The sequence below is a fragment of the Sphingomonas sp. GW821-FHT12D09 genome (assembly GCF_058807215.1).
On record NZ_JBXAQL010000001.1, the window covers coordinates 2,043,172 to 2,065,851 of the forward strand.

27 protein-coding genes are annotated in these 22,680 nt (G+C 67.0%); 12 read left to right on the top strand and 15 right to left on the bottom strand.

Translation table 11 applies throughout. The features are described from left to right. The first annotated feature begins 6 nt into the window (after positions 1–6). Complete coding sequence (locus AC1RPL_RS09260) at positions 7–519, top strand: DUF4199 domain-containing protein (RefSeq protein WP_493068950.1); 513 nt, start codon at positions 7–9, stop codon at positions 517–519. On the opposite strand, the gene hemA is transcribed toward AC1RPL_RS09260, so the two are convergent. Further along, positions 516–1,757, bottom strand: a complete 1,242-nt coding sequence (gene hemA, locus AC1RPL_RS09265) for a 5-aminolevulinate synthase (protein WP_493068951.1) — start codon at positions 1,755–1,757, stop codon at positions 516–518. The genes AC1RPL_RS09260 and hemA overlap by 4 nt on opposite strands. Before the next feature lie 237 nt (positions 1,758–1,994). Here hemA and AC1RPL_RS09270 point away from each other — a divergent pair, with 237 nt between their 5' ends. Then, complete coding sequence (locus tag AC1RPL_RS09270; protein ID WP_493068952.1) at positions 1,995–2,165, top strand: hypothetical protein; 171 nt, start codon at positions 1,995–1,997, stop codon at positions 2,163–2,165. 25 nt (positions 2,166–2,190) lie between these two features. On the opposite strand, the gene murI is transcribed toward AC1RPL_RS09270, so the two are convergent. Together murI and AC1RPL_RS09280 are read right to left on the bottom strand one after the other, a co-directional pair. Beyond that, the gene (gene murI / locus AC1RPL_RS09275) at positions 2,191–2,988 is read right to left on the bottom strand and encodes a glutamate racemase (protein ID WP_493068953.1); all 798 of its coding nucleotides are present in this window, start codon (positions 2,986–2,988) and stop codon (positions 2,191–2,193) included. 226 nt (positions 2,989–3,214) lie between these two features. Next, a complete protein-coding gene (locus AC1RPL_RS09280) occupies positions 3,215–3,910 on the bottom strand; it encodes a sigma factor-like helix-turn-helix DNA-binding protein (RefSeq protein ID WP_493068954.1) in 696 nt (231 codons plus the stop codon). Between the two features lie 134 nt (positions 3,911–4,044). Between AC1RPL_RS09280 and plsY the strand changes: the two genes are divergently transcribed. The 5 genes from plsY to yghU all read left to right on the top strand — a co-directional run bounded on the left by plsY (position 4,045) and on the right by yghU (position 7,338). Continuing rightward, entirely contained in the window at positions 4,045–4,647 is a 603-nt protein-coding gene (gene plsY / locus AC1RPL_RS09285; protein ID WP_493068955.1) for a glycerol-3-phosphate 1-O-acyltransferase PlsY, read from the top strand. Next, positions 4,640–5,722, top strand: coding sequence for a DNA-processing protein DprA (gene dprA, locus AC1RPL_RS09290; protein WP_493068956.1), 1,083 nt, complete (start codon positions 4,640–4,642; stop codon positions 5,720–5,722). Before plsY ends, dprA begins: the two co-directional genes overlap by 8 nt. 9 nt (positions 5,723–5,731) lie before the next feature. Further along, positions 5,732–6,148: a hypothetical protein gene (locus AC1RPL_RS09295; RefSeq protein ID WP_493068957.1), complete on the top strand. Its 417-nt coding sequence runs from the start codon at positions 5,732–5,734 to the stop codon at positions 6,146–6,148. Positions 6,149–6,154: 6 nt separating this feature from the next. Beyond that, on the top strand, positions 6,155–6,376 hold the full coding sequence (locus AC1RPL_RS09300) for a hypothetical protein (protein ID WP_493068958.1): 222 nt from the start codon (positions 6,155–6,157) through the stop codon (positions 6,374–6,376). A gap of 68 nt (positions 6,377–6,444) precedes the next feature. Beyond that, positions 6,445–7,338 carry a glutathione-dependent disulfide-bond oxidoreductase gene (gene yghU / locus AC1RPL_RS09305; protein ID WP_493068959.1) on the top strand — a complete coding sequence of 298 codons (894 nt, stop codon included), beginning with the start codon at positions 6,445–6,447 and terminating at the stop codon, positions 7,336–7,338. Here the strand turns inward: yghU and AC1RPL_RS09310 are convergent. Then, a complete protein-coding gene (locus AC1RPL_RS09310) occupies positions 7,335–8,843 on the bottom strand; it encodes a DUF4403 family protein (RefSeq protein WP_493068960.1) in 1,509 nt (502 codons plus the stop codon). The two genes, yghU and AC1RPL_RS09310, sit on opposite strands and share 4 nt — an antisense overlap. 160 nt (positions 8,844–9,003) lie before the next feature. On the opposite strand from AC1RPL_RS09310, the gene topA reads away from it, so the two are divergent. Then, positions 9,004–11,562, top strand: a complete 2,559-nt coding sequence (topA, locus tag AC1RPL_RS09315) for a type I DNA topoisomerase (RefSeq protein ID WP_493068961.1) — start codon at positions 9,004–9,006, stop codon at positions 11,560–11,562. A gap of 153 nt (positions 11,563–11,715) precedes the next feature. Here topA and AC1RPL_RS09320 read toward each other — a convergent pair whose 3' ends face one another. Continuing rightward, positions 11,716–12,012: a hypothetical protein gene (locus AC1RPL_RS09320; protein WP_493068962.1), complete on the bottom strand. Its 297-nt coding sequence runs from the start codon at positions 12,010–12,012 to the stop codon at positions 11,716–11,718. A 106-nt stretch (positions 12,013–12,118) separates the two neighbouring features. Further along, positions 12,119–12,955 carry a pantoate--beta-alanine ligase gene (gene panC / locus AC1RPL_RS09325; protein WP_493068963.1) on the bottom strand — a complete coding sequence of 279 codons (837 nt, stop codon included), beginning with the start codon at positions 12,953–12,955 and terminating at the stop codon, positions 12,119–12,121. Positions 12,956–13,066: 111 nt separating this feature from the next. Between panC and AC1RPL_RS09330 the strand changes: the two genes are divergently transcribed. The 4 genes from AC1RPL_RS09330 to AC1RPL_RS09345 all read left to right on the top strand — a co-directional run bounded on the left by AC1RPL_RS09330 (position 13,067) and on the right by AC1RPL_RS09345 (position 16,455). Next, on the top strand, positions 13,067–13,828 hold the full coding sequence (locus AC1RPL_RS09330; protein WP_493068964.1) for a division plane positioning ATPase MipZ: 762 nt from the start codon (positions 13,067–13,069) through the stop codon (positions 13,826–13,828). Next, positions 13,828–14,088, top strand: a complete 261-nt coding sequence (locus tag AC1RPL_RS09335) for a J domain-containing protein (RefSeq protein ID WP_493068965.1) — start codon at positions 13,828–13,830, stop codon at positions 14,086–14,088. The genes AC1RPL_RS09330 and AC1RPL_RS09335 overlap by 1 nt, the downstream gene beginning before the upstream one ends. A gap of 52 nt (positions 14,089–14,140) precedes the next feature. Further along, positions 14,141–15,529 carry a phosphoglucomutase/phosphomannomutase PgmG gene (pgmG, locus tag AC1RPL_RS09340; RefSeq protein ID WP_493068966.1) on the top strand — a complete coding sequence of 463 codons (1,389 nt, stop codon included), beginning with the start codon at positions 14,141–14,143 and terminating at the stop codon, positions 15,527–15,529. A gap of 161 nt (positions 15,530–15,690) precedes the next feature. Beyond that, entirely contained in the window at positions 15,691–16,455 is a 765-nt protein-coding gene (locus AC1RPL_RS09345) for an exonuclease domain-containing protein (RefSeq protein WP_493068967.1), read from the top strand. A gap of 1 nt (position 16,456) precedes the next feature. On the opposite strand, the gene AC1RPL_RS09350 is transcribed toward AC1RPL_RS09345, so the two are convergent. The 9 genes from AC1RPL_RS09350 to AC1RPL_RS09390 all read right to left on the bottom strand — a co-directional run bounded on the left by AC1RPL_RS09350 (position 16,457) and on the right by AC1RPL_RS09390 (position 22,583). Beyond that, positions 16,457–16,936, bottom strand: coding sequence for a DUF1440 domain-containing protein (locus AC1RPL_RS09350; RefSeq protein WP_493068968.1), 480 nt, complete (start codon positions 16,934–16,936; stop codon positions 16,457–16,459). A 76-nt stretch (positions 16,937–17,012) separates the two neighbouring features. Continuing rightward, positions 17,013–17,930, bottom strand: a complete 918-nt coding sequence (locus tag AC1RPL_RS09355; RefSeq protein WP_493068969.1) for a TraB/GumN family protein — start codon at positions 17,928–17,930, stop codon at positions 17,013–17,015. Between the two features lie 25 nt (positions 17,931–17,955). Further along, complete coding sequence (locus AC1RPL_RS09360; protein WP_493068970.1) at positions 17,956–18,360, bottom strand: hypothetical protein; 405 nt, start codon at positions 18,358–18,360, stop codon at positions 17,956–17,958. Then, on the bottom strand, positions 18,353–18,565 hold the full coding sequence (locus tag AC1RPL_RS09365; RefSeq protein WP_493068971.1) for a helix-turn-helix transcriptional regulator: 213 nt from the start codon (positions 18,563–18,565) through the stop codon (positions 18,353–18,355). The genes AC1RPL_RS09360 and AC1RPL_RS09365 overlap by 8 nt, the downstream gene beginning before the upstream one ends. Before the next feature lie 105 nt (positions 18,566–18,670). Further along, positions 18,671–19,888 carry an NAD(P)/FAD-dependent oxidoreductase gene (locus AC1RPL_RS09370; protein WP_493068972.1) on the bottom strand — a complete coding sequence of 406 codons (1,218 nt, stop codon included), beginning with the start codon at positions 19,886–19,888 and terminating at the stop codon, positions 18,671–18,673. Next, positions 19,885–20,718 carry an S-formylglutathione hydrolase gene (fghA, locus tag AC1RPL_RS09375; RefSeq protein WP_493068973.1) on the bottom strand — a complete coding sequence of 278 codons (834 nt, stop codon included), beginning with the start codon at positions 20,716–20,718 and terminating at the stop codon, positions 19,885–19,887. Before fghA ends, AC1RPL_RS09370 begins: the two co-directional genes overlap by 4 nt. After that, positions 20,718–21,074 (bottom strand): cupin domain-containing protein, encoded by a 357-nt coding sequence (locus AC1RPL_RS09380; protein ID WP_493068974.1) that lies wholly within the window; start codon positions 21,072–21,074, stop codon positions 20,718–20,720. The genes fghA and AC1RPL_RS09380 overlap by 1 nt, the downstream gene beginning before the upstream one ends. Continuing rightward, positions 21,071–21,469 (bottom strand): VOC family protein, encoded by a 399-nt coding sequence (locus AC1RPL_RS09385; RefSeq protein ID WP_493068975.1) that lies wholly within the window; start codon positions 21,467–21,469, stop codon positions 21,071–21,073. Before AC1RPL_RS09385 ends, AC1RPL_RS09380 begins: the two co-directional genes overlap by 4 nt. Position 21,470: 1 nt before the next feature. Further along, positions 21,471–22,583 carry an S-(hydroxymethyl)glutathione dehydrogenase/class III alcohol dehydrogenase gene (locus tag AC1RPL_RS09390; protein ID WP_493068976.1) on the bottom strand — a complete coding sequence of 371 codons (1,113 nt, stop codon included), beginning with the start codon at positions 22,581–22,583 and terminating at the stop codon, positions 21,471–21,473. Positions 22,584–22,680 lie beyond the last annotated feature (97 nt).

Sequence of the window (22,680 nt, forward strand, 5' to 3'; positions counted from 1 at the left end):
ATCAATATGCTTCGAACCATCCTGGTCTACGGCGCGATCGGCGGGCTGATCGCCGGGGGCGCGATTTCGGTCACCGTGCTCGGCCTGGGCATCCAGTCGATGGCGGTCGGCTATCTGACGATGCTGATCGGGCTGAGCACGGTCTTCGTGGCGATCAAGCGCAGGCGCGACCTGGAACAGGGCGGCGTGATCGGATTCCTGCCTGCCTTCGCGATGGGCCTGGCGATCAGTGTCGTCGCCGGCATCCTCTATACGCTGACCTGGGAAGGCGCGCAGACGCTGGTCGGATCGGATTTCGACATCGACAAATATGCGGCAAGCCAGCTGGCGGGGCTAAGCGGCCAGGCGCTCGCCCAGAAGACCGCCGAAATGCAGGCGCTGGTCGATAACTATCACAACCCGCTCTACCGCCTGCCGATGACCTTCATGGAAATCTTCCCGGTCGGCGCGCTGGTGTCACTCGTCTCGGCAGGGCTGCTGTGCAACCGCCGCTTCCTGCCGATCCGGGTCGAGGCCTAGGCGGCGCGGCGCAGTTCCAGCCGTCCCCAGATCTCGACCAGCGCCTGCGTCAGCTCGCGCATCATGCCCTCGTCATGCGCGGGGCCGGGGGTGAAGCGCAGGCGCTCGGTGCCGCGGGGCACGGTGGGGTAATTGATCGGCTGGACGTAGACGCCGTACTCGGCGAGCAGGATGTCGCTGATCTTCTTGGCCTTGACCGGATCACCGACCATCAGCGGCACGATGTGCGTCGTCGATGCCATCACGGGAAGCCCGGCATCGGCCATCATCGCCTTGAGCTTCGCGGCCGACGCCTGCTGACCCTCGCGCTCGGCGGTGGAGCCCTTCAGATGCTTCACGCTGGCCAGCGCGCCGGCGACGAGCACGGGCGAGAGCGACGTGGTGAAGATGAAGCCGGGCGCATAGGAGCGGATCACGTCGATGATCATCTGGTCGGCGGTGATATAGCCGCCCATCACGCCGAAGGCCTTGCCGAGCGTACCTTCGATGATCGTGATCCGGTCGGCGACGCCGTCGCGCTCCGAAATGCCGCCGCCGCGCGCGCCGTACATGCCGACGGCATGGACTTCGTCGAGATAGGTCAGCGCATTGTACTTGTCGGCGAGGTCGCAGATCTCGGTGATCGGCGCGACATCGGCATCCATCGAATAGACGCTCTCGAACGCGATCAGCTTGGGCACTGCCGGATCGTCGGCGGCGAGCAGCGCTTCGAGATGCGCCAGGTCGTTGTGGCGGAACACACGCTTCTCGCAGCCCGCATTGCGGATGCCGGCGATCATCGAGGCGTGGTTGAGCTCGTCCGAATAGATGATGCAGCCGGGCAGGATCTTGGCGAGCGTGGAAAGCGTCGCTTCGTTCGAGACATAGCCCGAGGTGAAGAGCAGCGCGCCGTCCTTGCCGTGCAGGTCGGCGAGCTCATGCTCGAGCTCGATATGATAATGGGTGTTGCCGCCGATGTTGCGCGTGCCGCCCGAACCGGCGCCGACATTGTGGAGCGCCTCCTCCATCGCCGCGATCACCTTGGGATGCTGACCCATGGCGAGGTAATCGTTCGAGCACCACACGGTGATCGGCTTGGGCCCGTTATGCCCGGCGAAGCAGCGCGCATTGGGGAACGCTCCCTTGTTGCGCAGGATATCGATGAAGACGCGGTAGCGGCCCTCGGCATGGAGCCGGTCGATCGCGGAGGTGAAGACCCGGCCATAATCGACGGGCACAGGGCTGTCGGCGCTGCTCATGTTGCGGTTCCTATCGCCAAAGTCCGGCGATTTCCAGTTGGACATAATGCCTAATCGGATCGGCCTCGCCCTCCTTTGCGCGAAAACAAAACTCAGTCGGTGCAAAATTGATGTGGATCGTGATCGAGCGGGGCCAGATGTGGTAAAGCGGTGCAATCGCGAGCGACTCGGCATTTCAAGCGAACTCGCGGCTGAGAGACTGGATGCGCTCCCCGCTTGAAGTCGGAGCATCAGGCTATGACCACGAGGGACATAGAATATTTCGCGAGACGCGAGCGCGAGGAACGTGAGCACGCCGAGCGTGCCGACGACATGACCGCACGCCGCGTCCATCAGGAGATGGCGGAGCGGTATTCGGCCCGGCTGCGCGACATGACCGTCGCCAGCCAGCCCGCCATGCACGCCTGAACCACCCGAACAGAGGTCGTATCGCCTAGAGCGATTCGACCTCGACCAGGCCGTACCGCGCCAAGGCAGGCGCCAGCATATCGGTCCGCGCGCTCCGCGCCGTGAACACCGCCCTTCCCGGCAACGCTGACGCGGGCCATTCCTGGCCCGTGGTGAGGTGCACCACGCGCCGGGCGATCCCCGGCCCGCCATCGACGAAGCACACGGGATGCGGCGCCGCGGCGGCCAGCTCCGCCTCGACCAGCGGGAAATGGGTGCAGGCGTTGACGATCACGTCGATCCGCTCGCCGCCCGGCTGCTCGAACAGCCCGGCAAGCACCGCGCGCATCCGCTCAGGGATAGGCGGCACCCCCTCCAATGCAGCTTCCGCGATCTCGACCAGTTCCGCCGAGCCATGGCGCAGCACGGTGCAATCCCCGGCGAAGCGCATCGCGAGATCGTCGACATAGGGCTGGCGGACCGTCGCCTCGGTGCCGAGCACGCCGATCACGCGCGTTTCACTCAGCAGTCCGGCGGGCTTGATCGCGGGGACGGTGCCGACGATCGGCACGTCCAACGCGGCGCGGACGTGCTGGAGCGCGATCGTCGAGGCGGTGTTGCACGCGATGACGATCAGCCGGGGATCGTAGCGCTCGGCCAGGCGCCCAAGCAGCGCCGGCACGCGCGCGGCGATCTCGCCTTCGCTGCGGGTGCCATAGGGGAAGCCCGCCGAATCCGCGACATAGACGAGCGGCGCCTGGGGCAGCAGCGCTGCCGTGGGCGCAAGCACCGAAAGCCCGCCCATGCCGGAATCGAAGAACAAGATGGGGCGGCTGTCGGTCATCAGAGGCGGGGCATGGCTCCGCGCCCGATGCCCGTCAACCGCCCCGAGTTCGGGAAACGCCATTCCTATGCCGTCGTCCCTTCCTATGCCGCATCCCTGCTATTGCCGTCGTCCCGCGAAGGCGGGGATCCAGAGTCAGGCAGGACGGTCCGGGGCCGGGTAACCCTGGATCCCCGCCTTCGCGGGATGACGAAGGAAGGCGATCATCAGACTATCAGGCGATAGGTCAGCTCGGCTTGCGGTGCGCGACCGGAATGCCGTTCCTGTCGAGCGAGGGGCGCATGAAGCGGATCCACTCGTCGCGGCTCACCTTGCCGTCTCCGTCTGTATCGTTGCGCGCGATGAACATCGCGCCGGCGCGCTTCGGATCGACGTCACGCGCCCTGGCCTCCCCCTGCGCGCGCATCGTGGTGCGCGGCGCTTCCGCGGCTTCGAGATAGCCTGAATGGTCCTTGTCCATCAGCGCGAAGCTCTTGCCCAGAAAGGCAGTGACTTCCTCGGGCGTCGCCTTCCTGCGCTCCGTCGGAGCGGGTCCTTCCTGATGCGCCGGCGTGCCGTGCAGCGCGAAACCGAGCGCCGCCGCGATGATGATGCTCATGGCAATTCCTCCAATCCACCACCGGCGCCTGTCGCCGGGAACGGGATCGGCATGCGGCGTGGCCAAGCCCGCGGCGAGGTCCGGCGCATGGGGTACCAGCGGCTGGGACTCGGCCTGGACGAGCAGGCGCGCCGCCTGGAGCGAGGAAGAGACGCCCAGCTTGGTGCGCGCCATCTTGATGCGCTTCTCCACCGCATGGGGCGAGACGCCGAGCTCCAGCGCCATTTCCTTGGCGGTCTGGGGCAGCAGGCGGCGGCGCAGGCATTCCTTCTCATTCTCGGTCAGCCGGGCGATCGCCGCCCGCATCCGTTCGTCCAGCTCCACGCCTCACTCCCGCCCACAGGCGCATGAGGCTAGGGCAAAGCGCAGTTTCGCCCAAGTCGGAGCGATTGGTACCCCATCCACATTGCGCACTTGCCGCCAGCCATTATGTTGTCGCGGGACAGGGGGAGCGTTTCTTGACGATCGATACAGTCATCGGGCCGGTTGGCGTTCTACTGCTCGGCTATCTGCTGGGCTCGATCCCGTTCGGCCTGCTGCTCACGCGTTTCACCAATGCCGGCGACCTGCGCCAGATCGGTTCGGGCAGCATCGGCGCGACCAATGTGCTGCGCACCGGCCGCAAGGGGCTGGCGGCGGCGACGCTGCTGCTCGACCTCGCCAAGGGCGCGGCGGCGGTGCTGATCGCCGGCTCGATCCTGCCCGGCGGCGGCATATTGGGCGGGCTCGCGGCGTTCATCGGCCATTGCTATCCGGTGTGGCTGAAGTTCAACGGCGGCAAGGGCGTGGCGACGATGATGGGCGTGGTGCTGGCGCTGCACTGGCCCTCGGCGATCGTGTTCGCGGTGGTCTGGCTCGGGCTGCTGGCGCTGCTGCGCATCTCCTCGCTCGCGGGCATGAGCGCGGCGATCAGCGCGCCGGTGAGCGCGGCGTTCTTCGGGCGGATCGACCTGGTGCTGATGTTGCTCGCGCTGGCGATGATCGTGCTGTGGAAGCATCGTTCCAATATCGACCGGCTGCTGAGCGGCACCGAGCCGCGCGTCGGGCAGAAAAGTGGCTGACACGCGCGAGGCACGGCTAAGGCTGCTGCGCTCCGCCAATATCGGGCCGGTCACCTATGCCCAGCTGACCCGGCGCTTCGGCAGTGCCGAGGCGGCGCTGGACGCGCTGCCGATGCTGGCCGCGCGCGGCGGCGGGCGGGCGCCGGTGATCGCCGAGCTGGGCGCGGTGCGGCGCGAGATCGCCGCAGTGGAGCGGCTGGATGCGCGCTATCTGTTCCTGGACGATGATGCCTATCCGCCGCTGCTCGCAGAGCTGGAGAGCGCGCCGCCGGCATTGATCCTGCGCGGGCGTGTGGAGCTGCTGGCGCGTGCGACGGTGGCGATCGTGGGCGCGCGCAATGCCTCGGCCGCCGCGTGCCGGTTCGCGCGGCAGATCGCCTTCGGGCTGGGCGAAGCGGGCGTGACGGTGGTCTCCGGGCTGGCGCGCGGGATCGACACGGCGGCACATATCGGATCGATCGGCAGCGGCACGGTGGGCGTGATCGCCAGCGGGATCGACATCGTCTTCCCGCCTGAAAATGCCGAGCTGCAGGAACGAGTAGCGCGCGAGGGCCTGCTGGTCGCCGAGCAGCCGCCGGGCACCGAGCCGCTCGCCCGCTTCTTCCCGTCGCGCAACCGGATCATCGCCGGGCTGGCGCTGGGCACGGTGGTGGTCGAGGCGGCGCCGCGATCGGGCTCGCTGATCACCGCGCGGATCGCCGGCGAGGCGGGGCGCGACGTGATGGCGGTGCCGGGCTCGCCGCTCGATCCGCGGGCACAGGGCTGCAACCTGCTGATCCGCGAGGGCGCGACCTTGGTGCAGGGCGTGGACGACATCCTGGAGATGATCCGGCCGATCGATGCGCGTTCGGTACGCTCGCCCGTGAGCGGCTGGCAGGGACCGCCGCCCGAGGATGCCAGCGATGGCGACCGGCGCGCGGTGACCGGGCTGCTCGGGCCGGTGGGAGTTTCGGTGGATGAGCTGATCCGGCAATCGGGGCTGGCGCCTGCGGTGGTGCAGACGGTGCTGCTCGAGCTGGAGCTGGCCGGGCGGCTGGAGCGACATGCGGGGGGACGGGTGTCACTGGGTGGCTGAAAGGGGAATATGGACCGGAAGATCGATGCCGCGCTCATCCTGCGGAACAGCTTTGCGTTGGCAGGCACGAACCTGATGGCGACGCTCGTCGCGCTGCTGGGATTGATCGCCCTGTCCACTACGGTCGATATTTTCGGCGCGGACAATGGCGGCCTGAACTTGGCTGTCGCCATAGTGACGATCTTCGCGCAATTCGGCGTTACGCGCGCTGCGCTTCGCGCGGCAGGGCTGGATGGGACGCCGGGGCGTGTCGGCGCTTTCGTGGTTGCGCTGATCGTCACCAGCCTGGGCTCGATCATCGGCTTCCTCTTCCTGATCCTGCCGGGAATCTATCTCTGGGTCCGCTGGTCGCTGGTGGCGCCGCTCACCCTGGGCGAAGGCATGGGCACCGGCGAGGCGCTAAGCGAGAGCTGGTCGCGCACCTAGGGCCTGGTGGCGCCGATCTCAGCCGCGCTGCTGCTGTTCAGCGTGCCCACATTGCTCTTCTTCGGGACGCTCGTCTTCTATCCCGAATATGGCGCAGCGCCGATCGGACTGGCGCTGATCTCCAATCTGCTCGCTTACGGTGGGCAGGTGCTGATGTGGAACTGCGCGGTGGCGATCCACGCGCTGACGCAGGAACCCTCGGCCGGCCTGGAACAAGTCTTCGCCTGACGGGGCTGGCAAGTTACGGGACCGTTCCTACATCGCTGCGGCAACCCTCCTCCCAAGGAAACCCCCGCATGGCCGACGCCCCCGATCCCGCGAACAACCAGCCCGCCGGTTACGTGCCCCCCCAGGTCTGGGTGTGGGAGCAAGGCAATGGCGGGCAGTTCGCCAATATCAACCGGCCGGTCTCGGGCGCGACGCACGAGGCGCCGCTGCCGGTCGGCGAACATCCGATCCAGCTCTATTCGCTCGGCACGCCGAACGGGCAGAAGGTGACGATCCTGCTCGAGGAACTGCTCGCCGCCGGCCATGCGGGCGCCGAATATGACGCCTGGAAGATCAATATCGGCGAAGGCGCGCAGTTCGGCAGCGGGTTCGTCGAGATCAACCCCAACTCGAAGATCCCGGCGCTGGTCGACCGTTCGACAGATCCGGCGATCAATGTGTTCGAGAGCGGCGCGATCCTGGTCTATCTCGCCGAGAAGTTCGGGGCGTTCCTGCCGACCGACCCGGCGAAGCGCGCGCAGACGATGAGCTGGCTGATGTGGCAGATGGGATCGGCACCGTTCCTGGGCGGCGGCTTCGGCCATTTCTTCGCCTATGCGCCGTTCAAGATCGAGTACGCGATCAACCGCTATGCGATGGAAGTGAAGCGCCAGCTCCACGTGCTCGACACGCATCTGGCGACGAACAAGTTCATGGTGGGTGACGACTACACGATCGCCGACATGGCGATCTGGCCCTGGTACGGTGCCGTGGCGCGCGGCGATGCCTATGCCGGCGCCGCCGAGTTCCTGAACGTCGGCGAATACACCCACTTCAATCGCTGGGCCGAGGAAGTCGCGGCGCGCGAGCCGGTGCAGCGCGGGCGGCTGGTCAATCGCGGCTCTGGGCCCGAGGACGAGCGCGTGCCCGAGCGGCACAGCGCGGCGGACATCGACGCGGTGCGGGCGAAGATGCGGGGCTAACGCCCGGGCAGATACTCCACCCGCGCCGTGCCCGAGGCCCAGACGGGCAGGTAAAGCCCCTGCCCGGCGGCCTTCAGCTCGCCGGTGCGCACCTGGCCGATCTCGGCATGGATGACGAAGTCTCCGGCACGCTTCTGGACGATGGCGCGCTGGACCTTGCCTAGCAGCTTGTCGAAGTCGTGGGTGAAGTTCTGGGTGAGCGATTCGGCAAGCACCTCGGCGATCGCGGGCGCCTGGACGAGGCGGACGAGCAGGTCGCCGCCGATCCCGTCGGTATCGCCCGACACGGTCAGCTGCTCGAAATGGACGCGCTGCGAGCCCGGCGCATTGACCGGCCGGGCGGTGAGCCAGACCAGCCCGTGCGTCTCCGCCCCGCCGCTTTGCGGGCGCGCGGCGATCGTCAGGCCGACGGCGATCTTGCCGCCGGTGGTGCCATAGCCGGTGATCTTGTCGAACCGCGCGACGACCGGGCCGATGCCGGGCACGTCGAAGGGCCGCTTCGAGCGCTTGGCCAGCGCCTTTTGGAGCACGGGCTCGAGCTGGGCATAGTCGGCGATGACCGGGATGAAGAATTCGAGCTTCGATCCGTGCGCGTCGTGGCCGAGCGGGGGCAGCGGCGTGGGCTTGGGATCTTCAGGGCGCGGGCCGACAAAGGTCTCGGTGATCGCCGCGAGACCGAGACGCAGGCGCAAGCGGTTCCCCGCCAGCGCATAGCCGCCATAGTTGAGCTTCTGCGGCGTGATCCGCATCCACACCGGCGGATTCTCCTGGTTGAGCTGGAGCGAGGTGAAGCTCTGCCGCCAGGCATCGGCGACGCGGACACGGATGTTGAGCTTGGCGATCTCCTGCGGGAGGCTGCGTTCGAGCTCGCGGATGACGGGTGCGAGCTTCTCGTCGGCCTTGTCGGTGAAGGTGATCCGCTTGCCGAGGAAGTCGATGCCCGGCGCCGTCGTCCAGCTATAGGCGAGGCGAACGGTGGCGCGGGGCTGCCAATTCTCGGTCATCGACAGGCGGATGCGGGCGCGGACCATGGCCGATCCCGTCGCGGTCTCGCCCTTCAGGAAACCGCCGACATGGCGTGCGGAGATGTTCGCATGGATCGGCACGTCCGCGACGATCTCGTCGCCTTCGCCGCGCAAGCGAATTGCGGAACGGTTGACCATGCCCACCACGGTGCAGCCGAGATCCGGGCTGACCTTGATCTTGGCCTTGAACAGCTTCACCCGCTGGGCGGGCACGCATTTGTCGACCTGCTGGTTGATCGTCCAGAGCGTGCGCGGCACGGCCTTTTCGAGCGCGCGGCTGAGGACCGAGACATTGACGTCGAGCGGCACGTCGATCGCGGAGAGCTGGTGCGGCACTTCGACAGCGTCGGTCGCGTGCGGCGGCGCCTCAGCCTTGGTCCCGCCCAGCAGGAACAGCATGGCCGCCAGGCCGCCCGCGAGCACCACGAGCAGAATGCCGATGATCCAGAGCCGCCGGCTGCGAAACGCGCTGCGGGGCATGGGCTTGTCGTCGGGCAATCTTCTGTTCCCCCAAAGCCTATGGACGTGATACCCGCGAAACGACCCCGAGGTTCCAGACAAGTTCGAGATCAGCCGGCTTGACGGCCCCCGTCGCCACTCCCCACCTTACACGCGTACACGTGAGGATCGCTTACCCCCCATGCAGCTCGTCATCGTAGAATCGCCGGCAAAGGCGAAGACCATCGAGAAATATCTCGGCAAGGACTACCGCGTCCTCGCTTCCTACGGCCATGTCCGCGACCTGCCGGCGAAGGACGGATCGGTCGATCCCGATGAAGGGTTCGCGATGGAGTGGGAGACCTATGCGGACAAGTCCAAGCAGCTGAAGGCGATCTCGGACCTCGCCAAGACCGCCGACCGCCTGATCCTCGCGACCGACCCCGATCGCGAGGGTGAGGCGATCAGCTGGCACGTGCAGGAAGTGCTGCGGAACAAGAAGGCGCTGCCCAAGGAAGTGGAACGCGTCACCTTCAACGCGATCACCAAGCCGGCGGTGCTGACCGCGATGGCGAACCCGCGCGAGCTCGATACCGACCTGATCGACGCATACCGGGCGCGCCGCGCGCTCGACTATCTGGTGGGCTTCACCTTGTCGCCGGTGCTGTGGCGCAAGCTGCCGGGCGCCAAGTCGGCCGGCCGCGTCCAGTCGGTGGCGCTACGCATCATCGTCGATCGCGAGCGCGAGATCGAAAGCTTCAAGAGCCAGGAATATTGGTCGGTCATCGCCGAGATGGAGCAGGACGGCACGCCCTTCCAGGCGCGCATGGTCAAGTACAAGGGCGACAAGCTCGACCGCCTGTCGATCGGCGACGGCAAGACCGCCGCGGCGGCGAAGCTGGCCGTCGAGGAAGGCCGCTTCACCGTGGTCTCGGTCGAGACCAAGCCGGCGATGCGCAACCCCGCCGCGCCCTTCACCACGTCGACGCTGCAGCAGGAAGCCGCGCGCAAGCTGGGCTTCTCGGCCAGCCACACGATGCGGATCGCGCAGGGCCTCTATGAGGACGGCGCGATCACCTACATGCGTACCGACGGCGTCCAGATGGACCCGAGCGCGATCCAGGAGGCCCGCAAGGCGGTCGCGAGGCGCTATGACGGCTCGTACGTGCCGGACAAGCCGCGCGTCTACACGACCAAGGCGAAGAACGCCCAGGAAGCGCACGAGGCGATCCGCCCGACCGACTTCGGCAAGGACAAGGCGGGATCGGGCGACCACGGCCGGCTCTACGAGCTGATCTGGAAGCGCGCGCTGGCAAGCCAGATGGCCTCGGCGCGGATGGAGCGCACGACGATCGACCTGGAGGACGCGACCAGCCAGCACGGGCTGCGCGCCACCGGCCAGGTGGTGATCTTCCCGGGCTATCTCGCGCTCTACGAAGAAGGCCGCGACGACGAGGGCGACGAGGATTCGCGCCGCCTGCCGCGGATGAACGAAGGCGCGACGCCGGCCAAGAAGGCGGTCAACGCCGAGCAGCACTTCACCCAGCCCCCGCCCCGCTTCTCGGAGGCCTCGCTGGTCAAGCGGCTGGAAGAGCTCGGCATCGGCCGGCCTTCGACCTATGCCTCGATCATCCAGGTGCTCAAGGACCGCGCCTATGTGCGCGTCGAGAAGAACCGCTTCTTCGCCGAGGAGAGCGGGCGTCTGCTGACGGCGTTCCTCGAGCGCTTCTTCCAGAAATACGTCAATTACGACTTCACCGCCGAGCTCGAGGAGGAGCTGGACGACGTGTCGGGCGGCCGCGCCCAGTGGCAGGCGGTGCTGGAAGCGTTCTGGAAGGACTTCAAGCCGCGCACCGCCGATGTGATGGAACAGAAGCCTTCGGACATCACCGCGGCGCTCGACGAGTTCCTGGCACCCTATCTGTTCCCCGAAAAGGCGGACGGCAGCGATCCGCGGGCCTGCCCCAATTGCGCCGGTGGCCGGCTGGCGCTGCGCGGCGGCAAGTTCGGCGCATTCATCGCCTGCTCCAACTATCCCGAGTGCAAATACACCCGCCGCTTCGCCCAGCCGGGCGGGGAGGAAGGCGCGGACAGCGGACCCGAAGTGCTGGGCAACGATCCCGACACCGGCCTGCCGGTCGAGCGCAAGTCGGGCCGGTTCGGGCCCTACATCCAGCTTGGCGAAGGCAAGGAAGCGGCGCGCGCCTCGATCCCGAAGGACGTCGAGCTCGACCTGGAGCTGGCGCTCAAGCTGTTGAAGCTGCCGCGCGTGATCGGCGACCACCCGGAGACGGGCAACCCGATCACCGCCTCGATCGGCCGCTATGGCCCGTATCTGGCGCATGACGGCAAGTATGCGCGGCTGCAGGGCACGATGGAGGTGTTCGAGACCGGCATGAACGCCGCAGTGGTCAAGCTTGCCGAGGCTGCGGCGAATGCGGGCCGTCCGGCGCGTGGGGCCTCGCGCGAGCCGCTGAAGGTTCTCGGCAAGCATCCGCGTACCGAAGCCGAGATCAAGCTGATGGAGGGGCGCTACGGCGCGTACGTCACCGACGGCGAAACCAACGCGACGCTTCCCAAGTCGGTCGACAAGGACCAGCTGACGCTCGAGGAAGCCGCCCAGCTGATCGACGCCCGCGCCGCGGCGGGTCCCGCCAAGGGCAAGGGCAAGAAGAAGGCCGCGCCCAAGAAGGCTGCGGCGAAGAAGCCGGCGGCCAAGAAGGCTCCGGCGAAGAAGGCTGCTGCCAAGAAGGAAGCGTAAACTCTACACCGTCACCCCGGCGAAAGCCGGGGCCCAGGGTTACTCTGCCCAGATGGTCCTGCTTGACCCTGGGTTCCGGCTTTCTCCGGGATGACGAGGTGTGGCTGGCGTCGCGATCATCGCGACGACATTAGCCCGCGCTCGTCCGGAGGATCAGGCCGCCCGCACCTCGAAGCCCCGGAGCCACGCACGCGCGGCCTTCTGCGCCTCGATGATCTCGCGTGCCGTCATGTCCTCGGCGATCTCCGCGCGGCATTCCTGCGCGCGGCCGTCACCGGTGACGGCGGCAATGTTGAACCATTTATGCGCCTCGACCAGATCGACGCCGACACCGTCGGCGCCGCTCGAATAGACCATGCCGAGATCGTAACACGCGTTGGCATCGCCGCGGGCCGCATCACGCAACCGGCTCTCGATAAGGAAACGCGCACTCTTCAGGCTGCTGCCCATGTCGCTCACCCCAAGTTAACCACACCCTTTCGTGGTGGCTTGGGGTTTGGCACCTGAATTCGAAACAAATGGTTAACGGCGTTAACCGTATTTGTTCAGGTCCGTACTATTCGGGTACCGCGATATTATCGATGAGCCGGGTGCCGCCGATGCGCGCGGCGGCGAGCAGGCGCATCGGCCGGCCGGCCTCGGGCACACCCAGGCTCTCGGCATCGGCGAGCGCGACGTAATCGACGTCGAAGCCGGCCGCGGCAAGCGTCTCGCGGGCCTGGGCGAGCGCCGCCTCGGCATCGCCGCCCTCGGCGATCGCGCGGGCCACGGCGCCGAGGGCGCGCGGCAGCGCCACGGCCTTGGCGCGATCCTCGGGCATCAGGAAGGCGTTGCGCGAGGAGAGCGCCAGCCCGTCGTCATCGCGCTGGGTGAGCACCGACTGGATCTCGACGGGCAGGTTGAGATCGGTGGTCATGCGGCGGATCACGGCGAGTTGCTGCCAGTCCTTCTCGCCGAAGAACGCCACATCGGGCTGGACCTGGTTGAAAAGCTTGGAGACCACGGTCGCGACACCATCGAAGTGGCCGGGACGGTGCGCACCTTCGAGCACGCCGCTCACGCCGGTGACCGAGACATTGGTCGCGAAGCCTTCGGGATAGACGACTTCGACCGGAGGCATCCACAGCACATCCACGCCGGCATTGGTGAGCAGGCGCGAATCCGCGGCTTCCTTGCGGGGGTACTTCGCCAGGTCCTCGTTCGCGCCGAACTGCCTGGGATTGACGAAGATCGAGACGACCACGCGGTCCGCCGCGCGCTTCGCGGCTTCGACCAGCGCCATATGCCCGTCATGCAGCGCCCCCATGGTAGGAACCAGGGCGATACGCTCACCGGCCTGGCGCCAGGCGGAAATCGCCTCACGAAGGACTTCGAGCTGACGGACTGTTTGCACGCGTTAACACTTTCGATAAGACGGAGCGCGGCCTTCTATGGGGGGCAGGCCGTTCGATCAATAAAGGATGTTGGGACGTTGAGCGACGGGCCGAAGCGACTGCACGTTCTGGTGTTCGCGAATGAGAAGGGCGGGACGGGCAAGTCCACCACCGCCGTTCACACTGCGATTGCCCTTGCCGCGAAGGGAGCGCGTGTCGCTTGCTTCGATCTGGACCACCGCCAGCGGACGATGGGGCGCTATCTCGACAACCGCGCCGCGACGAGCAAGCGGATGGGTCGCGAGCTGCCGATGCCGGTCTATGACACGCATGACGGCGAGAGCATGTCCTATTTCTCGGAGGCGCTGGACAAGCTGGGCGAAGGCGCGGACTTCCTGGTGATCGACACGCCGGGCCGCGACGACAAGTTCGCGCGGATCGCGGTGACCAACGCTGATACGCTGGTCACGCCGATGAACGACAGCTTCGTCGACTTCGACCTGATCGGCCAGGTGGATCCCGATACGTTCAAGGTCGTGCGCCCCAGCTTCTATTCCGAGCTGATCTGGGAATCGCGCAAGCGCCGGGCAAAGGCGGACGGCGAGACGATCGACTGGGTGGTGTTGCGCAACCGCATGCAGCACATCGAGGCGCGCAACATGAAGCGCGTGTCCGAGGCGATCGACCAGCTTTCCAAGCGCGTCGGCTTCCGGGTGATCTCGGGGCTTTCGGAGCGCGTGATCTACCGCGAGCTCTTCCCCAAGGGACTGACCATGCTCGACAGCCGCGAATTCGGCGAGATGGGCCTGGCGCATGTCGCCGCGCGCCAGGAGCTGCGCGAGATGATGGCCGGCCTGGCGCTGCCCGAAGTCACCATGCCGCTGTTCGCCTGATGATCTTCAAGCTGCTCATCGCCGCCGCGGTTCTATACGCGCTCTACCAGCTCGTGCTGAAGCCACGCTCCAAGGGGCCGCGCATGCCGGAGGACGAGGCGCGCGCGATCCTGGGCATCTCCGCCGAGGCCGACGAGGCCGCGATCCGCGCGGCGCATCGCCGGCTGGTCAGCGCGGTGCACCCCGACAAGGGCGGCTCGGCCGAGCTGACCCGCCGGATAAATGCAGCGCGCGACACCTTGTTACGCCTGCGCAATTGAACTTTCCGCCCCGCTCGGGAATTAGGCGGACAACCATTCCCCGGGAGGCAGTATGACGCATATCTTCAACCCCACCTCGCTGCGCGAGTATGACATTCGCGGGATCGTGGGCGAGTCTCTCGGTCCCGATGACGCACGCGCGATCGGCCGAGGCTTCGCGACGCTGCTGCGCCGCGCCGGCGGCACCCGCGTGGCGGTGGGCCGCGACGGCCGCCTGTCCTCGCCGATGCTCGAAGCGGCGCTGATCGAGGGGCTTACCCAGTCCGGCTGCAGCGTGGTGCGCACCGGCATGGGGCCGACCCCGATGCTATATTACGCCGAGGCTACGCTGGAGGTGGATGGCGGCATCCAGATAACCGGCAGCCATAATCCCGGCCATTACAACGGCTTCAAGATGGTGTTTCAGCACCACAGTTTTTTTGGCGAGAAGATCCAGGAACTGGGCAAGATGGCCGCGGAAGGCGACTGGGACGAGGGCGACGGCAGCGAGACGGTGACCGACGCGGACGTCGAGGACCTCTATGTCAGCCGGTTGATCGCGGGATATGCCGGCGGCGCCTATCGCGTCGGATGGGATACGGGCAACGGGGCCGCCGGCCCGGTGATCGAGAAGCTGGTGAAGCTGCTGCCGGGTGAGCATCATACGTTGTTCACCGAAGTGGACGGCAATTTCCCCAATCATCATCCCGATCCCACCGAGGAAAAGAACCTCGCCGATCTCAAGAAGCTCGTCGCGGAGAAGCAGCTCGATTTCGGACTTGCATTCGACGGCGATGGCGACCGCCTGGGTGCGATCGACGGGCTGGGCCGCGTGGTTTGGGGCGATCAGCTTCTGTCCATTTTGGCTGAACCTGTCCTGCGCGTGGAGCCGGGCGCGACGATCATCGCCGACGTGAAGGCCAGCCAGATGCTGTTCGACCGAGTCGCGGAGCTGGGCGGCAAGCCGCTGATGTGGAAGACCGGGCACAGCTTGGTGAAGACCAAGATGAAGGAAACCGGCGCGCCGCTCGCCGGCGAGATGAGCGGCCACATCTTCTTCGCGCAGGACTATTACGGTTTCGACGACGCGCAATATGCGGCGATCCGGCTGATCCAGGCGATCCATGTGATCGGCAAGTCGCTGACCGAGCTCAAGGACGCCATGCCCAAGCTGGTCAACACGCCGGAGATGCGCTTCCAGGTCGACGAGAGCCGCAAGTTCGCGGTGGTGGACGAGGTCCTGGATCGCCTCGAGGCTTCGGGCGCGGAAGTGGACCGCACCGACGGCGCGCGGGTGAACACCCCCGATGGCTGGTGGCTGCTGCGCGCCTCGAACACGCAGGACGTGCTCGTCGCCCGCGCCGAGGCCAAGGACCAGGCCGGGCTCGACCGGCTGCTCGCCCAGATCGACGACCAGCTCGCCCAGAGCGGACTGGTGCGCGGCGAGCAGGCTGCGCACTGAACTTCTGAAAGCCCCTCCCCTTCAGGGGAGGGGTTTAGGGTGGGGCTGCGTCTCACCGAGACCAGCCTTCGCGGAGAGTCCCCACCCCAACCCCTCCCCTGAAGGAGAGGGGCTTATTGTTTTGACTCGCATTTCAGCGTTTCCGCCCCCATTTGGGGGCCATGGCGTCATCTGCCCCGTCCATCATCCGCGTCATCGATCTCGAGACCACCGGCGACAAGCCACCCGCGCATGCCGTGGTCGAGATCGGCTGGCAGGACGTCGCGCTCGGCAAGGACGGGCGCTGGGAGCTGTATGGCGAAGGCGGCAACCGGATGGTCAATCCGGGCCGGCCGATCCCGCCGCTGACCATGGCGATCCACCATATCCGCGACGAGGACGTCGCCCACGCGCCCTGGTGGCACGACGTCGCGCGGCCGATCCTCGATCCCTGGCCGCGTCGCATCGCGCTGGCCGCGCACCGGGCGACCTTCGAGGAGCAATATTGCACCCCCGCGCTCACCCGCGGCGCCGACTGGATCTGCACCTGGAAATGCGCGCTGCGGCTATGGCCGGACAGCGGCGGCTTTTCGAACCAGTTCCTGCGCTATTGGCGCCATCCCGTGGGCCTGGAGCATGAGCGCGGCCTGCCCGCGCACCGCGCCTTCCCCGATGCCTATGTGACCGCGCACCACCTGCGCGACATGCTCAACGAAGCGAGCGTGGCGCAGCTGGTCGAATGGTCGAAGCTGCCGGGGCTGCTGCCTCGCGTCCGCTTCGGCCCCGACCGCGGCAAGGAATGGAGCGAGATCGACGACGATTCGCTCGCCACCTTCCTGGGCGACCGCGACGAGGATATCCGCTTCACCGCGCAGACCGAGTTGGCGCGGCGCCGTGGCGGGGGGCCGGTCGGGCGCGACCTGCCGGCACAGGACCTGCTGTTCTAACCTACCGCTTCCCCGCGATCAGCCAGCGCACCCCTTCGAGCACGATGCCATAGACCAGATGCGACGCCGCGCCATAAGCGTGGGTGGCGAGCGGCGTTTCCTCCGGCCCCGGCGCCAGTCCCGCGGCGGGCACGGCGACTTCGTCGAGCAGGGCGCTGGTGGCGATGCCATAGGCACTGCCGAAGCCGGCACTCGCTTCGGGCTTGTACTCGGTGATCAGGCCATAGATGCCGCCCAGCACAGCGCCGGTGATGTAATGGACCGCCTGGCCCGCCTGTTCGCGATAGTCGTCGGGGACCGGCGCATCGGTCAGTGCCTCGCTCGCCTTGTCGGCGGCCTTCACCGTGGCGGGATCCTCGTCCGTGCCGTCTTCGGGCAGCAGCTTTCCCGCCTGGTGCTGGAAAGCCGCCATCGCCGCCGAGGCGACGAGCCCCGCGGCGACGCCGGCGAGAAGACCGAGAAGGGGACGGGGCTTTGCCATTTTCGGTCTCCGGGCAGGAATGGGCTCAACGCACCCACCCCTGCCCGGCTCCCGCCGTCACATCAATATCGGGGCATTAATATTGGATGCGCTCGGCCTTGAGATTGTGCTTGGCGAGATAGGCCTGGACGCTGTCGCTGCCCGCGAGATGGCCGGCGCCGACGGCGATGAACACCGTGCCTGGCTTGGCCATGCGCGCGCTGATCCAGTCGGCCCAGCGGGCGTTGCGGTCGGTGAGGAGCAGCTTGCCCAGCTCGGGCGTCTTGCGCATCTCTTCGTTCATCGTGTTGCCCAGCGCCACGGGATCGCCGGCCGCCCATTGCACGACCATCTTGTCGAGCACCGGCCCGGCCTTGGCGTAATCGGTGATCGTGCTGACCAGATACTTGATCTGGAGGTCGGCCGGCATCGTATCGAAATAGCCGAGCTGCTGCTCAACGGTCTCGAGCCCGACCATCTGCTTGTTCGCCGCCTTGGCGGCTTCGGTGATCGCGTGCTCGGCGCCGCTGTTCGGATCGTAGCCGAGCTTCTGGAGCGGGGCGATGCTGAGCGTCATCGCGGCGAACCAGGGCTCCAGCCGGTCGAGCGTGTTGGCGGGCATGCCGAGGTCGGCGAGCGCGGCGGCGTAAGGCGCGCGCGCGGACTCGGGCAGCTTCTCGGTGAGCGTGGGATCGGTGGCGGGGGCGAGCGCCATCTTGCCGACCAGGCCCTGCATCGTCGCCATGTCGGGCTGGATCATCTCGAGCACCACCGTGTCGCTCTTGTCGAACGCGGCCTTCACCGCTTCGTCGAACCAGCTGAGGCCGGGCTTGAGCACATGGACCGTGCCGAACAGATAGATGGTGGTGTCGGCATCCTTGACCACCCAGATCGCCGGATCGGCATCCTTGGCGGGCGCCGGCGCGGCCTGCGCCGCAGCCTGGGCATAAGCGGCCGGCATCGAGGCAAGCGCAGTGAACCCCGCCAGGACGGCGAGCAGCTTCTTCTTCAACATGTGAAACACTCCAATTGCGCGGCCTTCACGGCCGGAGCTTCTTCCAGAAATAGGCAGCGGCCATGACGATCATGGTCGCGATGAAGAGGGCCTCGTGGTCGGGCTCGCGGACCACCGCGCCCTTCCAGAGGAAATACCAGTTGGCGTAGAGGATCAGGTAGAAGTTGAGCGCGATCGTGCCGGCGACGTAATTGTCGCGCCGCTCGACCTCATCGACGCTGCTGAGGAAATACCAGGTGCCGCCGCCGACGCAGAGCGTCAGGACGACCGCCAAGCCGATCGCCACCGCCGCGGGCAGCATGCCGGTGTTGTGCTCCATGACGACCAGGCCCGCGCCGACGAAGCCGCCGAGCAGCATGAACCCGGCCATCAGGCCCCAGAAGCGGTTGTGGCGCGATTTCTCGGCGCGCTCGCCCGGACCTTCAGTCATCTTCGCCTCCCGAGCCCTCATCGGAAAATACCTCCTCAATGGGCATGGCGAACAGGCGCGCGATCTTGAAGGCGAGCGGCAGCGACGGATCATATTTGCCCGTCTCGATCGCATTCACGGCCTGGCGCGACACGCCGAGCCGGCCGCCAAGCTCCGCCTGGCTCCAGTCGCGTTCGGCGCGCAGCACTTTCAGCCGGTTTCGCATTCGCTGTTCTTGCCATGTCCCCATGACCTGACACTCTGTCAGGCACCCCTTACATAGCGAGTCGCGCGAGGTTGTCAACAAGACCTGACACAATGTCAGGCTTGGCTAGCCAAGGAGCTCCTTGATCGGGAGGCTGGAGTCAGCGATCCGCGCCGGATCGATGGCGAGCGCCTCGGCCACCAGCTTGCGGCCCTGGACATAGTCCTTGACCGCATTGACGCAGTCGAGCGCGATCACCCGGCCCTCGCGGTAATAGACCAGCGAGAAGCTGCGCGTCGCCGGATCGCCGCGGACCACCGCCGCGTCATGGCCGGCCGACAGGCCGACGGTCTGGAGCTTCAGGTCATACTGGTTGGACCAGAACCAGGGCACGGCGTCATAGCCCGCCTCGACGCCGCAGATCGTCTTCGCTGCGACGGTCGCCTGGTCATTGGCGTTCTGGACCGACTCGAGGCGGATCGCAGTGTCGGCGGCGTAGCGGTTCACATGGAGCGCGCAGTCGCCGATCGCGAAGATGTCGGGCAGGCTGGTGCGGGATTGGTCGTCGACCAGCACGCCATTGCCGCCCGCGGCGCCTGCGTCGAGCAGCGGTGCCACGGCCGGGACGATGCCGATGCCGACGATCGCCATGTCGGCGGCGACGACCTCGCCGCCGGCCAGGCGGATGCCAGTGACTTTCGTCTCGCCCTCGATCGCCTCGACCTGGACGCCCAGGCGGATCTCGACGCCGTGCGCGCGATGCTCGGCCTCGAAGAAGCGCGACAGCGGTTCGCCGGCGACGCGGGCAAGGACACGGTCCTGCGCTTCGAGCACGGTGACCTGCTTGCCGAGCTTGGCGAGCACGGCGGCTGCCTCGAGCCCGATATAGCCGCCACCGATCACGGCGACGCCGGTGACGCCGTCCAGTTCGGCCATCATCTGGTCGACATCGGCGCGGGTGCGGACGGTATGGATGCCGGCGAGGTGGTGGCCATCGCAGGACAGCCGGCGCGGCTTGCCGCCGGTCGCCCAGATCAGCTGGCCATAGTCGATGCTCTCGCCATTGGCAGTCACCTTGTGGGCGACGGGATCGACCGCAGTCACGGTACGGCCCGGCAGCATCGTGACCTGGCGCTCTTCCCAGAAGGCGGCATTGCGGATCAGCAGCCGCTCGAAGGCCTTTTCGCCCGACAGATATTCCTTGGACAGCGGCGGGCGCTCATAGGGCAGCTCGGGCTCGTCGCCGAGCAGCGCGATCGTCCCTTCGAACTTGTTCTGGCGCAGCGCGATCGCCGCCTGGGCGCCGCCATGGCCGGCACCGACGATCAGGACGTCGAATTTCATGCCTTGAGCCGCTCCGCATGCCAGGCGATGTGCTCGCCGAGGAAGGTCGAGACGAAATAATAGCTATGGTCATAGCCCGGCTGGAGCCGCTGCGTGAGCGCGATGCCGGCCTTGGCGCAGGCAGTGGCGAGCAAGTCGGGCCGGAGTTCCTTCTCGAGGAACGGGTCGTTGGTACCGGTATCGACGAGCAACTCGGGCACGCGCGCACCGTCCTCGATCAGCGCGACAGCGTCATGCTGGCGCCAGGCAGCGCCTTCCCTGCCGAGATAGCCGGCCAGCGCCTTCTGGCCCCAGGGCGCCTGGCTGGGCGCGACGATCGGCGAGAAGGCGGAGACCGAGCGGAAGCGGTCGGGATTGCGCAGGCCGATGGTCAGCGCGCCGTGGCCGCCCATCGAATGGCCGGTGACGCCCTGGCGGGCCATGTCGGCGGGGAATTCGGCGGCGATCAGCGCGGGCAGCTCGGTCTCTATATAGGAGCGCATCTGGAAATGCGTCGACCAGGGTTCCTGGGTCGCATCGAGATAGAAGCCGGCGCCCTGACCGAAATCATAGGCTTCGTCATCGGGCACACTGGCCCCGCGCGGGCTGGTATCCGGCGCGACCAGGATCACTCCATGCTCGGCACAGGCAGCGCGATACTCGCCCTTTTCGGTGACGTTGGCGTGGGTGCAGGTGAGGCCGGAGAGATACCACAGCACCGGCAGCGTCGTGCCGGGCGCATGCTCTGGCACGAAGGCCGAGAAGCCCATGTCGGTGCCGGTGACGGCGGAGGCGTGGCGATAGACGCCCTGGGTGCCGCCATGCGCCTTGTTGGCCGAAAGCTGTTCCATCAGAGCGCCTCTATCTGGGTGGCGGTGGCTTCGTCGCCGGTGTTGGGCGTGCCCGTCGGCTCGATCACGATCATCTTCACTTCGCCGTGGCGGGCGACCGGGCGATGCTCGACCCCGCGCGGCACGACGAAGATCTCGCCCGGTCGGAGCGTCATAATGCGGTCGCGCAACTCGATGTCGAGCACGCCTTCGAGAACGAGGAAGAAATCGTCGGTCTCGGGATGGCTGTGCCAGACGAATTCGCCGTCCACCTTTACGATGCGGACGTCGTTGTCATTGTAGCGCGCAACGATGCGCGGTGCCCAATGCTCGGTGAAGGTAGCGAACTTCGCTTCGAGGTTCACGACCTCGCTCATGCCGGCACGCGCCACATCCCGCACAATTTGTTGCCGTCGGGGTCGCGCAGATAGGCAAGGTACAGCGAGCCGAGCGAGCCGCCCTCGCGCACGCCCGGCGGGTCCTCGATCGCGGTGCCGCCATGCGCGAGGCCGGCCGCATGGAACGCCGCCGCCTGTTCGGCCGAGGCGCACTTGAAGCCGATCGTCGCGCCATTGGCGCAGGTCGCCGGCTCGCCGTCGATCGGCTCGCTGATGCAGAAACTGCCCCCATCATGCCGATAGAACAGCCGGACCTGGCCGGTGGCGTTGACGTGCCGGAACGGCTCGCCCGCCCCGAGGACCCCAAGCACCGCATCGTAGAAAGCCTTGGACCGCTCGATGTCGTTGCTGCCGACCATCACATGGCTGAACATCTCAGTAGACCACCACGCTGCGGATGCTCTCGCCGGCGTGCATCAGGTCGAAGCCCTTGTTGATCTCGTCCAGCGTCAGGACGTGCGTGATCATCGGGTCGATCGCGATCTTGCCGTTCATGTACCAGTCGACGATCTTGGGCACGTCGGTCCGGCCCTTCGCCCCGCCGAACGCGGTGCCGCGCCAGTTGCGCCCGGTCACCAGCTGGAACGGGCGGGTGGAGACCTCCTTGCCCGCCTCGGCCACGCCGATGATGATGCTGGTGCCCCAGCCGCGGTGGCAGGCCTCGAGTGCGGTGCGCATCACTTCGGTGTTGCCGGTGCAGTCGAAGGTGTAATCCGCGCCGCCATCGGTGAGCGCGAGGATCTCGGCGACGGTCTGCTCGCGCGACTTGCCGCGGCCGTCGATGAAGTCGGTCATGCCGAACTGGCGGCCCCAGGCCTCGCGGTCCGGGTTGATGTCGACGCCGATGATCTTGTTCGCGCCCGACATCCTCGCGCCCTGCAGCACGTTGAGGCCGATGCCGCCCAGGCCGAACACGACGATATTGTCGCCGACCTGGACCTTGGCGGTGTTGACCACCGCGCCGACGCCGGTGGTGACGCCGCATCCGATATAGCAGCTGGTCTGGAACGGCGCGTCCTCGCGGATCTTCGCCACGGCGATCTCGGGCAGCACGGTGAAGTTCGAGAAGGTCGAGCAACCCATGTAATGGAAGATGGTCTGGCCCTTGTAGCTGAACCGCGAGGTGCCGTCGGGCATCAGGCCCTTGCCCTGGGTGGCGCGGATCGCGGTGCACAGGTTCGTCTTGCCGCTGAGGCACGACTTACACTGGCGGCATTCGGGGGTGTAGAGCGGGATGACATGATCGCCGGGCTTCACGCTGGTGACGCCCGGGCCGACTTCGCGGACGATGCCGGCACCTTCATGGCCGAGCACCGAGGGGAAGATGCCTTCCGAATCCAGGCCGTCGAGCGTGTAGGCATCGGTGTGGCAGATGCCGGTCGCCATGATCTCGACCAGCACTTCGCCGGCCTTGGGGCCTTCGAGGTCGAGCTCGACGATCTCGAGCGGCTGTTTCGCTTCGAAGGCGACGGCGGCGCGGGTCTTCATGGGATAGGTCCTTGGCTTTCTCGGGGTCGCCCGGGCTCATCGGCCAAGACGGCGCGAGGCGCAAGCTTGGCCGGGCGGCCGAGTTGGGCCTATGGGC

Excerpts from the sequence above, each read along its gene's own strand:
- hemA (WP_493068951.1), bottom strand. The coding sequence starts at position 1,757 with ATGAGCAGCGCCGACAGCCCTGTGCCCGTCGATTATGGCCGGGTCTTC.
- AC1RPL_RS09385 (WP_493068975.1), bottom strand. The coding sequence starts at position 21,469 with ATGTTCAGCCATGTGATGGTCGGCAGCAACGACATCGAGCGGTCCAAG.
- AC1RPL_RS09345 (WP_493068967.1), top strand. The coding sequence starts at position 15,691 with ATGGCGTCATCTGCCCCGTCCATCATCCGCGTCATCGATCTCGAGACC.
- AC1RPL_RS09295 (WP_493068957.1), top strand. The coding sequence starts at position 5,732 with ATGGACCGGAAGATCGATGCCGCGCTCATCCTGCGGAACAGCTTTGCG.
- AC1RPL_RS09310 (WP_493068960.1), bottom strand. The coding sequence starts at position 8,843 with ATGCCCCGCAGCGCGTTTCGCAGCCGGCGGCTCTGGATCATCGGCATT.
- AC1RPL_RS09380 (WP_493068974.1), bottom strand. The coding sequence starts at position 21,074 with ATGAGCGAGGTCGTGAACCTCGAAGCGAAGTTCGCTACCTTCACCGAG.
- yghU (WP_493068959.1), top strand. The coding sequence starts at position 6,445 with ATGGCCGACGCCCCCGATCCCGCGAACAACCAGCCCGCCGGTTACGTG.
- murI (WP_493068953.1), bottom strand. The coding sequence starts at position 2,988 with ATGACCGACAGCCGCCCCATCTTGTTCTTCGATTCCGGCATGGGCGGG.
- AC1RPL_RS09360 (WP_493068970.1), bottom strand. The coding sequence starts at position 18,360 with ATGACTGAAGGTCCGGGCGAGCGCGCCGAGAAATCGCGCCACAACCGC.
- AC1RPL_RS09365 (WP_493068971.1), bottom strand. The coding sequence starts at position 18,565 with ATGCGAAACCGGCTGAAAGTGCTGCGCGCCGAACGCGACTGGAGCCAG.
- AC1RPL_RS09270 (WP_493068952.1), top strand. The coding sequence starts at position 1,995 with ATGACCACGAGGGACATAGAATATTTCGCGAGACGCGAGCGCGAGGAA.
- pgmG (WP_493068966.1), top strand. The coding sequence starts at position 14,141 with ATGACGCATATCTTCAACCCCACCTCGCTGCGCGAGTATGACATTCGC.
- AC1RPL_RS09370 (WP_493068972.1), bottom strand. The coding sequence starts at position 19,888 with ATGAAATTCGACGTCCTGATCGTCGGTGCCGGCCATGGCGGCGCCCAG.
- AC1RPL_RS09335 (WP_493068965.1), top strand. The coding sequence starts at position 13,828 with ATGATCTTCAAGCTGCTCATCGCCGCCGCGGTTCTATACGCGCTCTAC.
- AC1RPL_RS09390 (WP_493068976.1), bottom strand. The coding sequence starts at position 22,583 with ATGAAGACCCGCGCCGCCGTCGCCTTCGAAGCGAAACAGCCGCTCGAG.
- topA (WP_493068961.1), top strand. The coding sequence starts at position 9,004 with ATGCAGCTCGTCATCGTAGAATCGCCGGCAAAGGCGAAGACCATCGAG.
- AC1RPL_RS09350 (WP_493068968.1), bottom strand. The coding sequence starts at position 16,936 with ATGGCAAAGCCCCGTCCCCTTCTCGGTCTTCTCGCCGGCGTCGCCGCG.
- fghA (WP_493068973.1), bottom strand. The coding sequence starts at position 20,718 with ATGGAACAGCTTTCGGCCAACAAGGCGCATGGCGGCACCCAGGGCGTC.
- AC1RPL_RS09260 (WP_493068950.1), top strand. The coding sequence starts at position 7 with ATGCTTCGAACCATCCTGGTCTACGGCGCGATCGGCGGGCTGATCGCC.
- AC1RPL_RS09320 (WP_493068962.1), bottom strand. The coding sequence starts at position 12,012 with ATGGGCAGCAGCCTGAAGAGTGCGCGTTTCCTTATCGAGAGCCGGTTG.
- AC1RPL_RS09355 (WP_493068969.1), bottom strand. The coding sequence starts at position 17,930 with ATGTTGAAGAAGAAGCTGCTCGCCGTCCTGGCGGGGTTCACTGCGCTT.